Below are 13129 nucleotides of genomic sequence, written 5' to 3' on the forward strand. Positions count from 1 at the left end.
CCACACCCCCGGCCGGTGCCGGAAGCAGGGTGCGGCGGATCTCCGGGATCCAGTACCTGCGCGCCCTCGCGGCCTTCTCGGTGCTGCTCTACCACGCGGCCCACTACGTCGCGACGATACGCCACGACGGCGCGCTGTTCGCCGTGTTCGACGGCCATTTCGGCCTGCTCGGCATCACGCTGTTCTTCGTGATCTCGGGCTACCTGATGGCCGGGATCGCCGGCACCACCCCGGCCTCGGTGTTCCTGGTCCACCGCGTCTTCCGGATCTATCCGGTCTACTGGCTCGTCGCCGGCGCGGTGGCGCTGGCCAAGCTGTGGCTGGCCGAGCCGGTCGCCCTCGATCCCGCCGCCTTCATGCTGATCCCGGGCGGGCCGCACTGGTACGTGCTCGGCGTCGAATGGACCCTGCCCTTCGAGCTGGTCTTCTACGTGATCGTGTTCGCGGCGATCGCCGTCGGCCAGGGGCGGCGGCTGCACCTGCTGGCGCTGGGCTGGCTCGCCCTGCTGGTCGCGGCCAGGGTGTGGTTCCCGTACTGGGAGGGCTACAGCCAGGACGGCAATTTCCCGACCCTGACCTTCCTGCCGTTCTCGGAGCGCTGCGTCGGCTTCGTGCTCGGGCTGATGATCCCGGCGGCGATCGCCCGGGTGCGGGCCGGCCCGGGCTGCCTCGTGCTCGGCCTGTCGCTGATCCTCGCCTGCGGGGCGATGCCCGCCTTCGTGGTCTGGACCGTCGGCGCGGGCTGCGCCCTGCTCGTGGCCGTCGCCGCCTCGGCCGGGGAGAGGCCGGCGCACGGGGAGATCGAGACGCTGTCCCGGCTGGGGGACTGGAGCTTCGCCCTCTACCTCGTCCACGTCCCGACGGTGATCTGGCTGCTGCAGGCCCTGCCGCCCGCCTGCCCGCCCCTCGCCGCGTGGCTGGCCGCCATCGGGGCCTCGCTGGCCGTCTCGGTCCTCGTCGGCAAGCTGGACATCCGGCTGTATCGCGGGCTCAAGCGGGGCTGCGACCGGGCGCCGGGCTGGCTGCGCCATGCCGCCAACGCCTTGTTCCTGACGGCCATCCTGGGCGGCGGGCTCCGGGAGGATCTGCGGGTGCGGCGGGAGCGGCACGAGACGCGGGAAGCGGCGGCGGTCGGCGCGCAGCTTGCCGACGGAACGGATGCGGCATTGCCGCTCCTCCAGCGCGCCGCGCGCCGGGGGCTGCTGCCGGGAAGCGTTCTGGTCGGGCATCTCGACCTGGCATCGGACCTGGCGGACCAGCGGGATCGGGTGCGGGTCAGCGGCTGGGTGGTGGACCGGAGCGGCAACGACCCGGCGCCGGCCGTCCTGTTCTTCCTCGGCGGCCGCTACGTGGGCAGCGTGCTGCCCGCCACGCCGCGACCCGACGTGCTGGCCGCGCTGCGGATCGAGGGCGGCGCGCGGATCGGCTTCGCCGGAACGCTGCCGGGGTCGGTCTGCGCGCCGGGCGCGGCGCTGGAGGCGCTGCTGCTGTCGGGCCGGCAGGTCGCCCCGCTGTCGATTCCGCCGGACGCGCTGCGCTGCGCCGGCCCCCCCTGACCGCCACCCGCCGGTGCGGACGTCGGTGCGGATGGCCGGAGAGCGGCGGCGCCCGGCGGCGGGTCCGCCGCCGGCCCGTGCCGGCGACGCCATTCGCCGCCCCGTCCCGGCGCCTGTCCCGGACCCGTCATACGCCGGACGGGGCGGACGACCCGCCCGTCCGCGTCAGCCCCGCTGCTGCGTCGCCACCGCCAGCAGGTTCGCCAGGCTGTCCTCGGCGACGCGGAACCACGCTTCCTGGTCCAGCCGGTACTTGTCCCACTCCGCGTGGATGCGCTTGAAGCGCGGATTGCCGTCGCCGATCTCGCGGTACAGCTCCTGCGCCGAGCGGTAGCAGGCCAGCATCACGTCGCGCGGGAAGCCGCGCAACTGCGTGCCGGAGGCGATCAGCCGGCGCAGCGCGGGCGGGTTGAGGCTGTCGTAGCGGCCCGGCATCCAGTGCCACGCCTCGGCGCAGGCGGCCTCGAAGATCGCCTGGTACTGCTTCGGCAGGGCATCCCAGGCCTGGGCGTTGACCATCATGTCGATGGAGGGCGCGTACTCCCACCAGCCCGGGTAGTAGTAGTACTGCGCCACGCGGTTGAAGCCGAGCTTCTCGTCGTCGTAGGGACCGACCCATTCGGCACCGTCGATCACGCCGCGCTCCAGCGCCGGGTAGATGTCCGGCCCGCCGATCTGCTGCGCCACGACGCCGAGCTTCTGCAGCACCGCGCCGCCGTAGCCGGCGATGCGGAACTTCAGCCCCTGGAGATCGCCGACGTTGCGGATCTCCTTGCGGAACCAGCCGCCCATCTGCGCGCCGGTGTTGCCGGCGGGAATGCCGACCACGCCCTGGTCGCGGTACACCTCGGCGCAGATCTGCCGGCCGCCGCCGTGGTTCAGCCAGGACCAGGTCTGGCGCGTGTTCAGGCCGAAGGGGATGGTGCAGGGCAGGGCCAGCGAAGGGTCCTTGCCGATGTAGTAGTAGCCGCTGGTGTAGCCGCACTCGACCGTGCCGGCGCCGGCGGCGTCGAGCACCTGCAGCGCGGGCACCAGCTCGCCGGCGGCGAACATCTGGATCTGGAACGCGCCCTCGGTCATCTCCGAGACGCGGCGGGCGATGAATTCCTGCGCGCCGTACAGCGTGTCGAGCGACTTCGGGAAGCTGCCCGGGCAGCGCCAGCGGATGCGCGGCTGCGCGCTGGCCAGGTTGGGGGTGGCCAGCACCGCGCCGGCGGTGCCGGTGGCGCCCGCGGCGAGGAAGTTGCGACGATTGGTGCCCATGGAGGGTCCGGACGCTCCCATTCTCGATCGGCCAATTCTCGATCGGCCCATTCTCGTTTGACGGGAGATTGCCCGGAACGGGAGATCGGCGCAACGCATCGGCGATGCGGCTCACGCCCCGGCACGGCGGAAGGGCGGCTTACGCGCGGCGGCCGCTTCGAGCCGTGCCAGCCTCTGTCCCGGCGTCTCTTCCGGGGCGCTGGAGCGAACCGCAGTCCGGTTGGGACTGCGGTTCGCCGCAGCCCGTTATTCCCGGCGCGGATTCACGCCGCCGGGCGTGTCGGCCCGTCGGCGATCCGCTCTGGCCGGAACGGCTCTAGCCCTCCGGCGGCTCGTCCAGGCCGAAGTCGCGGCGCAGCTGCATGACCGCGCGCTGCAACCTGCCCGTCCATTCGTGGCCGAGTTGCGGACGCAGCGCGTCGTAGTGGTTCGTCGCCACCGCGTCCGACAAGGTCTGGAGCTGCTGCAGGGCGGGATTGTTGCTGGTGCCGAGGATGGAGGTCCGCAGGCGCGCGGCGGTCTGGATCAGGTACTGTCGTTCCGAGCCTTCCGGCGGGGTGCCGCCGGCGATCATCTGCGCCCAGGCGACCACGAAGGCCACGTCGTCCTGCACCTGCTGGAACTCGCGGTACACCACCTCGATCTGCTTGAGGCGCGCCGATTCGGCCAGCGTGTCCTGCGCGATGTTGGCGCTGCGCTCGGCGATGGCGGCAGCGGCGCGGGCGGTCTCCAGCGGGCCGCGGCCGCGGCCCACCCAGAGGACCAGCAGGGCCGCCACGGCACCGGCCAGGCCGCCGAGGAGCGGCGAGAGCAGCCACAGCCGCATCGCCGCATCCTGCGCCCATTGCAGCCAAGACGATTCCATGCACGACCCTCGCGATTCCGCGCCAGTCGCATACGCGTCGCGGCGCAGCCGCGCCAGACTGGAGGCGGCGCAGCCACGCTGGACTGGAGATGGCGCAGCCGCGCCGGGCGCGGCTCGTCCCCGGTGGCGCCCGCCCCGGGTCGCCTCTGCCCTGCGAGGACCGGTTTCGCCCGATCGTGGAATGCCCTACGGAAGGACCGGCTGTCCGCATGCGAACAAGGGCCGGGCTGGCCCGCCCGATCGGGACGGATCCGCCGCACCGGCCCGCCGCCGGACACAGGGAGAGGAAACGCATGGAACGCATCGGCTTCGTCGGGCTCGGGCGCATGGGCCGGCCCATGGCCGCCAACATCCGTCGCCGGCAGCACCCGATGACGGTGTTCGACATCGCCGACGCCCCGGTGCAGGCGCTGGAGGCGCTGGGCGCCGAGCGGGCCGGCAGCCCCGCCGCCGTGGCGCGGGCCAGCGACATCGCCGTCACCATGCTGCCCGGCCCGCGCGAGGTGGCGGAGACGATCCTCGGCGCCGACGGGCTGCTGGCCAACCTGCGCCCCGGCGGGCTGGTGATGGACATGTCCACCGTGGACCCGGAGACGACCGACCGCGTCGCCGCCGCCTGCGCCGGGCGCGGCATTGGCTTCGTGGACGCGCCGGTGGGCCGACTCGCGCAGCATGCCGATCGCGGCGAATCGCTGTTCATGGTGGGCGCCAGCGAGGCGGACTTCGCGCGGGTGAAGCCGCTGCTGGAGGCGATGGGCAGCACCATCCACCATTGCGGCGGCCCCGGCGCCGGCACGCGCACCAAGCTGGTGAACAACTACCTGGCCGTGATCCTCTGCCAGCTCAACGCCGAGGCGCTGTCGCTCGGCGCCGCCTTCGGGCTCGACCTGGAGAAGACGCTGGAGGTGCTGCACGGCACCACGGCGACGAACGGGCAGCTCAAGGTGAACTGGCCGAACAAGGTGCTGGCCGGCGACACCGAGCCGGGCTTCGCGATCGACCTCGCGCACAAGGACCTGTCGCTGATCCTGCAGGCGGCGAGCGCGGCGCGGGTGCCGCTGCCGGTGGCGGCGGCGGCGCGCGAGGCGTTCAATGCCGCCCGCGCACGGGGCATGGGGCGGCAGGATTTCTCGGCGATGCTCGATGCCCAGTGCGCCGCCGCCGGGGTGGCGCCGCCGCGCCTGAAGGGCTGAAGGCGGCTTCCCGGCCGGCTCGGGGCCGGCGTCGCCTTGGCCGGTCGGGCCGGTACGGGCAACGCGCCCCCGACGGAACGCGCCGGTGCCGGCGAGGGGCGGCGCCGGTCCGTGCGTCGGTCCGGGCGCCGGTCCGGGCGCCCGTCGTGGCGCCGCCGCCGGAGCGGCGGCCCGCGGCGCGCCCGGTTCCGGCTTCGCGCGCCGGACGCCCGGTCAGTGATGGTGATGTGGCGTGACGGCGCGCCGGGGCATGGACGTCGCCGGCGCGGCGGTCGGCTGCGCGGCGTCGGGCTGCCCATGGCCCGCCCCGTCATGGCCCGCCCCGTCACGGCCCGCCGCACCATGGTCCATGTCGCCGTGGTTCATGCCGCCATGGTCCATGGCCCCCTGGTCCGCGCCGGGCGCGGTGGCACCGTGGCCGCCATGGCCCATTCCCTCCATGCCGTGGATCATCGAGGCATCCACCCGCACCGCGTCCGCGTCGCCCGGATAGGTGGCGATCACGTTGCGCATCAGCGCGATCTCCTGGCTCTGGTCGGTGACGATGTCCACGTTGAGCAGGCGCAGGTAGTTGTTCCGCGCCGCCGGGTTGGCGTTGTAGCCGCGCGCCATGTCGAGCGCGGCCTGGTGGTGGATCGTCATCGCCTTGGCGAACTGCACGTCGCGCGCGGTGACGGGCACGAACGGCGCGACGACGGCGGCGGCGCGGGTCGGGATGGGCGCGCGGAAGAACCGCTCGGATTCCAGCAGCCCCTCGGTCGCGGTCGGGCGGACGACGAGGCGGGTGAAGCCGAGATCCAGGATGCGGGCCGGCTGCGACAGGCGGCGCTCCACCTCGTCCATCGCGCGTATCTCGAAGGACTGGTTGACGATGATGGCCCGCGCGAGCTGGCGCAGCACCAGCGAGGAGGATTGCGGGTCGTCCAGGTACTCGCGCGCCATGCTCAGCGCGCCGGCATGGTGCGGCCGCATGCCGGCGAGGTAGTCGCGGTCGGCCTTCGCCGTCGCCGGATCGACGGTCGGCGCGCCGGGGGCGCGGAATTGCAGGTCGTACCAGCCGGTGGTGACGGGCGCGCCTTCCGGCGCCGCCTCGTCCTCGATCGCGGCACGGCTGGCATGGGGAGCAAGCAGCAGCGTCGCGGCAAGCGTCAGCGGCAGCAGGCGGTGACGCGGGGCGGGGGCGGGCATGCCGGTCTCTCCTCCGGTGGTTGGTCCCTGACCCGGGGGAGGTGGGGCTTCCCGCCGTGGGAAGGTCAAGCCCGGTCCGCGGCCCGTGCCGGCCGGGGCTCAGCCGCGCTCCGGGCCCGGTGACGCCTCGGCGGGCTGGAAGTCGAAGTCGCCGTCGCGCGACTGCCACTGCTGCACCGTCAGCACCCGGGCGCCGCCGCGGCTTTCGTGCGGGCCGTGCACCACGCCGGCCGCGTGGGTCAGGAAGGCGCCGGGGCCGAGCGTCTCGCCGCCCTCGATCAGGTCGCCCTCCAGCACGTAGTGCATCTCGGCGCCGGCGCCGTGCGAATGCGCCGGGATGCGTCCGCCGGCCGGCAGATGGACCACCGTCGTCACCACGCCGCGCGCCGCGTCCTCGTTGAGCAGCTGGATGCGGAACTCGCCGCCGGTGGCGCCGGGAATTGCGAAGGGCGTGGCAGCCACCCCGTCCGCGAGCAGTCGTAGCCGTTCCGTATCCATCGCCTTGCCTCCTGCGGGTCCATCGCGGCGAGGTGGGGTCGGCGGCGGGCCCGGGAAGGTGCCGGTCGCCCGGCTGTGATCGGGGCGGGGTGTGATCGGGGCGAGACTATTCCGCCGCCCGGCGCGCCGCCGGCAGCGGCAAGGCGTCGAGCAGCCGGTCCACCGCGCCGCGCCGCTCCTCCCAGGGGCAGTGCCGGAAGCTGTAGAGGTCGTTCACCACCACCGGGCCGCCGTAGAAGCGCTCGTACTGCGTGTGCCGGCCGCCGAAATCCGAGCCGAGCAGGTCCCAGGCCAGCTTCACGAAGCCGAACCGCGTCGTGGCGTCGGCGCCAGGGGCGCCCCAGTGCGCCTCGAAGGTGGCGCGCAGGTCCGGATCCTCGAACAGCGAGGCGTCGGCCGGCATCTGGAACGGGTTGGCGCCGAGCAGCTCCTTCACCCGGTCGGCGATGCCCGCGTATTCGTGCGCGCAGGCGTTGATCGCGGCGTAGAGGTAGCGCCGGTTCACGTTGACGTAGCCCGGCACCAGGCTCTCGCACTCCTCGACCTGCGCCGTGGCCAGGGCGAGCAGCGTCGCCTCGAAGGCGGCGAGGCGGCCGAGCACCTGCTGCACCGGCACGAGGTGCAGCACGCCCGACAGCTCCGCCGCCTTGTGCGCGATGCCGCCGAGCAGCTTCAGCTTCTCGACGAAGCGCAGCGTGGACTGGTGGTTGCCCATCAGGTGCGCCGGCGTGCGGAAGTAGATGTCGCGCGAGAGGGCGGGGTCGTCGAGCAGGAAGACGCGCTCCCACGGCACCTTCACGCGCTCCAGCACCAGCACCGCGTCGGTCTCGTCGAAATGCGTCGAGAAGTAGTTCTCTGCCGGGCCGCGCGCCTTCAGCGCGAAGGGCTCGCGCACCCAGATCGAGACGCCGGGGCTGCCGAGCGGGACGGCGCAGGTCAGCGCGTGCGCGCGCTCGGCGGGGTCGAGCGGCAGGATGTTGCCGATCCAGGCATCGTCGGCGAAGACCACGCCGGTGCCGAAATTCTTCACGCCCGAGACGACGATGCCGTCATCGTCCTCGCGCTCGATGCGCAGGCTGGGATGCCCGTGCGCCTGGCGCTGGTACAGCTCGGCGCTGCGCGCGGCCTGCGGGCTGAGCACGAGGTAGCTGGTGAACAGGTCCTCCCGGCGCATCCGCGCGTGGTAGCGCACGAGGTTGTCGCCGAAGCCGGCGCGGTTGCCCTCGAACAGTTCGGGGCACATCCGCAGCCCGGTCACGTAGGAGGCGAAGTGGTCCATCGAGCGGCCGAGCAGCCCGTGCGACCATTGCGCGATGCGCCGGTGCGCCTCGGCGCGGCGGCGAAGGTCGGCCCTGTCGCGCGGCAGCAGGTACCAGGCGGAGCAGGGCTCGCCATCCGCCCCGGCGTCCTCCGGCACAAACGACAGGGCGTCGCGGTGTTCCGGGGCGCGCTTGCGGTCGTAGAGCGCGGCGAAGGAGGCGGCGGTGTCGCGGAAGGCGGGATGCGCGGCGACATCCGTGACCAGTTCGGCGCCGATGCGCACGCGCCGCCCGTCGCGCAGCGCCGCGAGATAGTCCTGACCCGTCCTCAGCATGCCCAAGCCCTTCCCCGGTGCGGCGTGCCGTGGGCGGCGTTCCTCCAGCCTTTTCCCGGCGCCTCTGCGGGCGCGCGGCGCGCAGGGTAATGGGTGGGTGCAGCCACACCAAGGGGCTGGCCGCGCCGGCGCCGCCGGGCGGCCGGCCACCGGCAGGGCGTGCGGCCGCCGCAACGGGCTCCCGCCCGGGCGATGGCGCCCGCGCGGGGGCCGCACGCGGTGCCTCAGCGGCGCAGCAGCAGCTCGGCGATCTGCACCGCGTTCAGCGCCGCGCCCTTCAGGAGCTGGTCGCCCGCGACGAACAGCGCCAGCGTGCGGCCGGACGGGTCGCCGAGGTCGCGGCGGACGCGGCCGACCAGCACGTCGTCCTGGCCGGAGGCCTCGGAGGGCATCGGGAAATGGTTGGCGGCGAGGTCGTCCACCAGCCGCAGCCCCGGCGCCGCCGCGAGCAGCGCGCGCGCCTCGGCCGGGCTCACCACCGCGTCGAACTCCACCGTCAGCGCCATGGCGTGGGCGCGCAGCACCGGCACGCGGATGCAGGTGATGCCGATCGGCAGCGCCGCCGCGTCCAGGATGCGGCGCGTCTCCGCCACCACCTTCAGCTCCTCGCCGTTGTGGCCGCTCTCCGGGTCCATCTCGGCGTTGTGGCTGAACAGGTTGAACGCGTAGGGGTGCGGCAGCACGCGCGGCGCGTAGTCCTCGCCGCGCAGATAGGCGGCGGTGGATTCGCGCAGCTCCTCCATCGCCGCCGCGCCCGCGCCGGAGGCGGCCTGGTAGGTGGCGGCGGTCAGCCGCCGGATCGGGTGCGCCCGGTGCAGCGGCGCCAGCGCCACCGTCGCGATGGCGGCGACGCAATTCGGGTTGGCGACGATGCCGCGATGGGAGGCGAGGGTGTCGCCGTTCACCTCCGGCACCACCAGCGGCACGTCGGGGTCCATGCGGAAGGCGGAGGAATTGTCCACCACCACGGCGCCGGCGGCCACGGCGGCGGCGGCATGGCGCTTCGAGACGCCGCTGCCGGCCGAGAACAGGGCGATGTCGATGCCGGCGAAGCTCTCCTCGCCCAGCGCCTCGACCGGCAGTTCCTCGCCCCGGAAGGGCAGGGTGCGGCCGGCCGAGCGCGGCGAGGCGAGCAGGCGCAGCCGGCCCAGCGGGAAGCCGCGCGCCTCCAGGCAGCGCAGCAGCTCGATGCCGACCGCGCCGGTGGCGCCGACGATGGCGATGTTGGGCGAGGCGGCCACGACCTGCCGGAGCGGGGCGGGGGCGGGGGGCGCGATGGTGTCTGGCATGGGTCTCTCCGTCATGGTGGTGCCGGGGAGAGACGGGCGCCGGGTCTCGGCGTCGGCCCCGTCCGTCTCCGGCGGGGCCTTCCTGTTCGCTAGGCGGTGATGCTCACCGCGCACGCACCAGGAGACGCCCCGCCGGAGCGGTCGTCTTGGTGATGCGCTTGCTGGTGATGGCCAGGAACATGGGCGACGCATAGGCGGAACGAGGCGGGCCGGTCAACGGGGCAAGTCCCGCTTCCGGCACGTTGCTGCCGCGCCGGTGGGGCCGGCATCCTCCCCGGCCTCGCCGCCGGCCTCCCGCGCGGCCCGCCGACGGGAACGGCGGGGAGCGGAGGAGATGGGAGGCGCCGGCGGGCGATGTCAGCGCTTGCGCACGAACTCGGTGCGCAGGACCAGGCCCTTGATGCTGTCGTGGCGGCAGTCGATCTCCGCCGGGTCGTCGGTCAGGCGGATCGAGCGGATCACCGTGCCCTGCTTCAGGGTCTGGTTCGCGCCCTTGACCTTGAGGTCCTTGATGAGCGTCACGGCGTCGCCGTCGGCGAGGAGGTTGCCGGCCGCGTCCCGCACCTCGGGCCGGCCGGTCGCGGCTGCCGCCGCCGCGGCGATCTCGCCGGCCGGGCGCCACTCCCCGGTCGCCTCGTCGTACACGTACTCGTCGTCGGCCATCCCCGCCTCTCCTGCGCCAGACGGCGCCTTTTTCCCGGCGGGCGGGGGCGGCGGCAAGGGGCCGCCGCGCGCCCCTGGACGGCGTCCGGCGCGGCCTTCAGGCGGCGCGCAGATGCTCCTGCAGGCGCGGCATCAGCTCGACGAGGTTGCAGGGCCTGTGGCGGGCATCGAGCTGGAAGCGCAGGATGTCGTCCCAGGCATCCTTGCAGGCGCCGGTGGAGCCGGGCAGGGCGAACAGGTAGGTGCCGCCGGCGACGCCGCCCAGGGCGCGGGACTGCATCGTGGAAGTGCCGATCTTCTGGTAGCTCAGCATGCGGAACAGCTCGCCGAAGCCCTCGATCCGCTTCTCCAGCACGCGCTCGAACGCCTCGGGCGTCACGTCGCGGCCGGTGATGCCGGTGCCGCCGGTGGTGATGACGCAGTCGACGGCGGGATCGGCGATCCAGCGGCGCAGCACCGCCTCGATGGCGGGCGCGTCGTCGCGTACGATCTCGCGCGCCACGCAGGCATGGCCGGCCTCCTCGATGCGGTCCCGGAGCGTCTGGCCCGAGCGGTCCGAGGCGAGGTCGCGCGTGTCGGAGACGGTGAGCACGGCGATGTTGACGCGTACGAAGGGCAGGCTCTCGTCGATCGGCATGGGCGGGCTCCGGGGCTTGGCTGGCGACTGCATGTAGGCGGTGCCGGGCGGCGAGTCAGCGGCCGGGGGCGGCACGAAGGGGTGGGGATGGGGGCGGGGATGGGCTGGATGAACGGGCCGGTGATCGAGACGGCGCGCCTGGTGCTGCGGCCGCCGCTGGAGTCGGACCTCGACGACTGGGCGGAATTCATGGCCGACCCGGAGGCGCAGCGATACCTGGGCGGGCCGCAGCCGCGCCTCGGCGCCTGGCGCTCGCTGATGGCGATGGCGGGATCCTGGACGCTGAAGGGCTTCTCCATGTTCTCGGTGGTGGAGCGCGAGAGCGGGCGCTGGGTCGGCCGCCTCGGGCCGTGGCAGCCGGAGGGCTGGCCGGGCACGGAGATCGGCTGGGGGCTGGCGCGCCATGCCTGGGGCCGCGGCTACGCCACCGAGGGCGCCGAGGCCGCCACCGCCTGGGCCTTCGACGCGCTGGGCTGGCGGGAGGTGATCCACCTGATCGCGCCGGAGAACATCGCCTCGCAGGCGGTGGCGGCGCGGCTGGGCTCCCGGCGGCGCGGGCCGGGGATGCTGCCGGCGCCCTACGACACGGAGCCGGTGGAGACCTGGGGGCAGGACCGGGCGGCGTGGCGGGCGCGGGGATGAGGCGAGGGGGCGGCGCCGGCGCTCCGGCTTCGCGCTTCGGGCCCCGCGCTTCCACCTCGACCCGGATGTTCTATAGGAGCCGCATGGCAGGGCCGGAGAGCGGGGCATGAGTGTCGGGCAGGATCTCGGGACGGGACCGGCGCCCCGGGCCATGGCGGCGCCGCCGCTTCGGCCCATGGCGGCAACGCCGCCCCGTTCCATGGCGGCTCTGCCGCCGCTCCGTTCCATGGCGGCTCCGCCGCCCGGGGCCGCGCCTTGCGCCTGATCGGCTTCGCCGGCTGGAGCGGCGCGGGCAAGACCACGCTGCTGGAGCGGCTGATCCCGGAGCTGGGGCGGCGCGGCGTCGCCGTCTCCACCATCAAGCACGCGCACCACGATTTCGACGTCGACCGGCCGGGCAAGGATTCCCACCGGCATCGCGAGGCGGGGGCGCGGCAGGTGCTGGTGGCCTCGGCCAACCGCTGGGCGCTGATGACCGAGCTGCGCGGCGCGCCCGAGCCGACGCTGGCCGGGCTGCTGGCGCGGCTCTCGCCGGTGGATCTCGTGCTGGTGGAGGGCTTCAAGCGCGACCGTCACCCGAAGATCGAGGTGCACCGCGCGGCCAACGGCAAGCCCTGGCTGCATCCGGAGGATCCGCGCATCGTCGCCGTGGCGAGCGACGTGCCGCCCGGTGGCGCGCCGCACGCCGCGCTTCCCTGGGCGTCGCTGGACGACATCCCGGCCGTCGCCGATCTGGCGCTGCGACTGGCGGCGCCGGTCGAGGCGGCCTGAACGGCATGCGACCGACCGGAAGCGGTTCCGCCGCCCCGACCCGGTGGCGTTGCCTCCGGCGCGCCGACTCCGGGGCGTAAAGCTGGGGGCGTAAAGCTGGGGGCGTAAGCTGGGAGCGTTGGCTCGGGGGCGTGGGCCCGGAACGTGGGCTCGGGGGCTCAGCGGAGGATGCGGCCGGGGCGATCCCCGCCGGCCAGCAGCGCCTCGGCGGCGGCAAGGTCCGCCAGCGTGTTGGCGTTGAGGAAGGGATCGACCGGCTCGGCCGGCCATTCGGCCTCGGCGCAGCCCTGCGACGCGGCCCAGCGGCCGACCTTGCGCTCGCCGGCCAGCAGCGCGGCGCGCAGCGCCTCCCGGCAGGAGACCGGCCAGAGCCCGACCGTCGGGTGCGCGCGCCCGGCCGAGCGGGCACAGGCCAGCGGCCGCCCGGTGGCGCGCCGCGCCGCATGCAGCCGCGCCACCAGGTCGGGGGGAATGAAGGGGCAGTCGCCCGGCACCGAGACCACCCAGGCCGGCGCCTGCCCGGCCACGCCGGCTTCCCGGGCGCCGGCCCCCAGCCCGGCGGCGTGATCCAGCGCCGCCAGCACGCCGGCGAGCGGGCCCGGATGGTCCGGCAGCGGGTCCGGCAGCACGGGCAGGCCCCAGGCGGCGAAGCGGGCCGGGTCGCCGTTGGCACTCAGCGCCAGCGCGCCGAGCTGCGGCCGCAGCCGGCCGAGCACGTGGTCGAGCAGCGGCCGGCCGGCCAGGGGCAGCAGCGGCTTGTCGCCGCCGCCCATGCGCCGGGCCAGGCCCCCCGCCAGCACGACGCCGAGCGTGGCGCGCGCCGCCGCGGCAGCGGCCCCGGCCGTGTCGTCGGCGCCGCGCCCCGTCCTGCCCTGCGAGCCGTTCGTCAGCATCGGCCGCAGCATGGGGTCGGGGGCGGGGATGGGGCAACGGGTCGTGCCGTGCCCGCGCTGGTGGCAACCGGCCGGGA

Annotated in this window: 13 protein-coding genes; 4 read left to right on the forward strand and 9 right to left on the reverse strand. The window is 74.5% G+C overall.

The features are described 5' to 3' along the window. Positions 1 to 29: 29 nt before the first annotated feature. Positions 30 to 1556, forward strand: coding sequence for an acyltransferase family protein (locus M0638_RS03280; protein WP_248665529.1), 1527 nt, complete (start codon positions 30 to 32; stop codon positions 1554 to 1556). Between the two features lie 165 nt (positions 1557 to 1721). Here the strand turns inward: M0638_RS03280 and M0638_RS03285 are convergent, their stop codons facing one another. Both M0638_RS03285 and M0638_RS03290 read right to left on the reverse strand, forming a co-directional pair. Continuing rightward, a complete protein-coding gene (locus tag M0638_RS03285) occupies positions 1722 to 2819 on the reverse strand; it encodes a TRAP transporter substrate-binding protein (RefSeq protein ID WP_248665530.1) in 1098 nt (365 codons plus the stop codon). Positions 2820 to 3135: 316 nt separating this feature from the next. After that, positions 3136 to 3684, reverse strand: a complete 549-nt coding sequence (locus tag M0638_RS03290) for a hypothetical protein (RefSeq protein WP_248665531.1) — start codon at positions 3682 to 3684, stop codon at positions 3136 to 3138. Positions 3685 to 3977: 293 nt separating this feature from the next. Here M0638_RS03290 and M0638_RS03295 point away from each other — a divergent pair, with 293 nt between their 5' ends. Next, positions 3978 to 4877 carry an NAD(P)-dependent oxidoreductase gene (locus M0638_RS03295; RefSeq protein ID WP_248665532.1) on the forward strand — a complete coding sequence of 300 codons (900 nt, stop codon included), beginning with the start codon at positions 3978 to 3980 and terminating at the stop codon, positions 4875 to 4877. A 213-nt stretch (positions 4878 to 5090) separates the two neighbouring features. Here the strand turns inward: M0638_RS03295 and M0638_RS03300 are convergent, their stop codons facing one another. The 6 genes from M0638_RS03300 to moaB form a co-directional block, all read right to left on the reverse strand. Further along, positions 5091 to 6065, reverse strand: a complete 975-nt coding sequence (locus M0638_RS03300) for a DUF305 domain-containing protein (protein ID WP_248665533.1) — start codon at positions 6063 to 6065, stop codon at positions 5091 to 5093. A 99-nt stretch (positions 6066 to 6164) separates the two neighbouring features. Further along, positions 6165 to 6563 carry a cupin domain-containing protein gene (locus M0638_RS03305; RefSeq protein WP_248665534.1) on the reverse strand — a complete coding sequence of 133 codons (399 nt, stop codon included), beginning with the start codon at positions 6561 to 6563 and terminating at the stop codon, positions 6165 to 6167. 106 nt (positions 6564 to 6669) lie between these two features. Beyond that, complete coding sequence (locus M0638_RS03310) at positions 6670 to 8157, reverse strand: 4-hydroxyphenylacetate 3-hydroxylase N-terminal domain-containing protein (RefSeq protein WP_248665535.1); 1488 nt, start codon at positions 8155 to 8157, stop codon at positions 6670 to 6672. A 224-nt stretch (positions 8158 to 8381) separates the two neighbouring features. Continuing rightward, positions 8382 to 9446, reverse strand: coding sequence for an aspartate-semialdehyde dehydrogenase (locus M0638_RS03315; protein WP_248665536.1), 1065 nt, complete (start codon positions 9444 to 9446; stop codon positions 8382 to 8384). A 357-nt stretch (positions 9447 to 9803) separates the two neighbouring features. Continuing rightward, a complete protein-coding gene (locus M0638_RS03320; RefSeq protein ID WP_248665537.1) occupies positions 9804 to 10109 on the reverse strand; it encodes an alkylphosphonate utilization protein in 306 nt (101 codons plus the stop codon). Positions 10110 to 10206: 97 nt separating this feature from the next. Beyond that, positions 10207 to 10746: a molybdenum cofactor biosynthesis protein B gene (gene moaB / locus M0638_RS03325; RefSeq protein ID WP_248665538.1), complete on the reverse strand. Its 540-nt coding sequence runs from the start codon at positions 10744 to 10746 to the stop codon at positions 10207 to 10209. 99 nt (positions 10747 to 10845) lie between these two features. Here moaB and M0638_RS03330 point away from each other — a divergent pair, with 99 nt between their 5' ends. Continuing rightward, positions 10846 to 11388, forward strand: coding sequence for a GNAT family N-acetyltransferase (locus M0638_RS03330; RefSeq protein ID WP_248665539.1), 543 nt, complete (start codon positions 10846 to 10848; stop codon positions 11386 to 11388). 255 nt (positions 11389 to 11643) lie between these two features. Further along, positions 11644 to 12159: a molybdopterin-guanine dinucleotide biosynthesis protein B gene (mobB, locus tag M0638_RS03335; protein ID WP_248665540.1), complete on the forward strand. Its 516-nt coding sequence runs from the start codon at positions 11644 to 11646 to the stop codon at positions 12157 to 12159. A 158-nt stretch (positions 12160 to 12317) separates the two neighbouring features. Here mobB and mobA read toward each other — a convergent pair whose 3' ends face one another. Continuing rightward, positions 12318 to 13052, reverse strand: coding sequence for a molybdenum cofactor guanylyltransferase MobA (gene mobA, locus M0638_RS03340; RefSeq protein WP_282571805.1), 735 nt, complete (start codon positions 13050 to 13052; stop codon positions 12318 to 12320). Positions 13053 to 13129 lie beyond the last annotated feature (77 nt).

The sequence above is a fragment of the Roseomonas acroporae genome (assembly GCF_023223525.1).
Lineage (GTDB): Bacteria > Pseudomonadota > Alphaproteobacteria > Acetobacterales > Acetobacteraceae > Roseomonas_E > Roseomonas_E acroporae.

Excerpts from the sequence above, each read along its gene's own strand:
- M0638_RS03285 (WP_248665530.1), bottom strand. The coding sequence starts at position 2,819 with ATGGGCACCAATCGTCGCAACTTCCTCGCCGCGGGCGCCACCGGCACC.
- M0638_RS03290 (WP_248665531.1), bottom strand. The coding sequence starts at position 3,684 with ATGGAATCGTCTTGGCTGCAATGGGCGCAGGATGCGGCGATGCGGCTG.
- M0638_RS03295 (WP_248665532.1), top strand. The coding sequence starts at position 3,978 with ATGGAACGCATCGGCTTCGTCGGGCTCGGGCGCATGGGCCGGCCCATG.
- M0638_RS03300 (WP_248665533.1), bottom strand. The coding sequence starts at position 6,065 with ATGCCCGCCCCCGCCCCGCGTCACCGCCTGCTGCCGCTGACGCTTGCC.
- M0638_RS03305 (WP_248665534.1), bottom strand. The coding sequence starts at position 6,563 with ATGGATACGGAACGGCTACGACTGCTCGCGGACGGGGTGGCTGCCACG.
- M0638_RS03310 (WP_248665535.1), bottom strand. The coding sequence starts at position 8,157 with ATGCTGAGGACGGGTCAGGACTATCTCGCGGCGCTGCGCGACGGGCGG.
- M0638_RS03315 (WP_248665536.1), bottom strand. The coding sequence starts at position 9,446 with ATGCCAGACACCATCGCGCCCCCCGCCCCCGCCCCGCTCCGGCAGGTC.
- M0638_RS03320 (WP_248665537.1), bottom strand. The coding sequence starts at position 10,109 with ATGGCCGACGACGAGTACGTGTACGACGAGGCGACCGGGGAGTGGCGC.
- moaB (WP_248665538.1), bottom strand. The coding sequence starts at position 10,746 with ATGCCGATCGACGAGAGCCTGCCCTTCGTACGCGTCAACATCGCCGTG.
- M0638_RS03330 (WP_248665539.1), top strand. The coding sequence starts at position 10,846 with ATGGGCTGGATGAACGGGCCGGTGATCGAGACGGCGCGCCTGGTGCTG.
- mobA (WP_282571805.1), bottom strand. The coding sequence starts at position 13,052 with ATGCTGACGAACGGCTCGCAGGGCAGGACGGGGCGCGGCGCCGACGAC.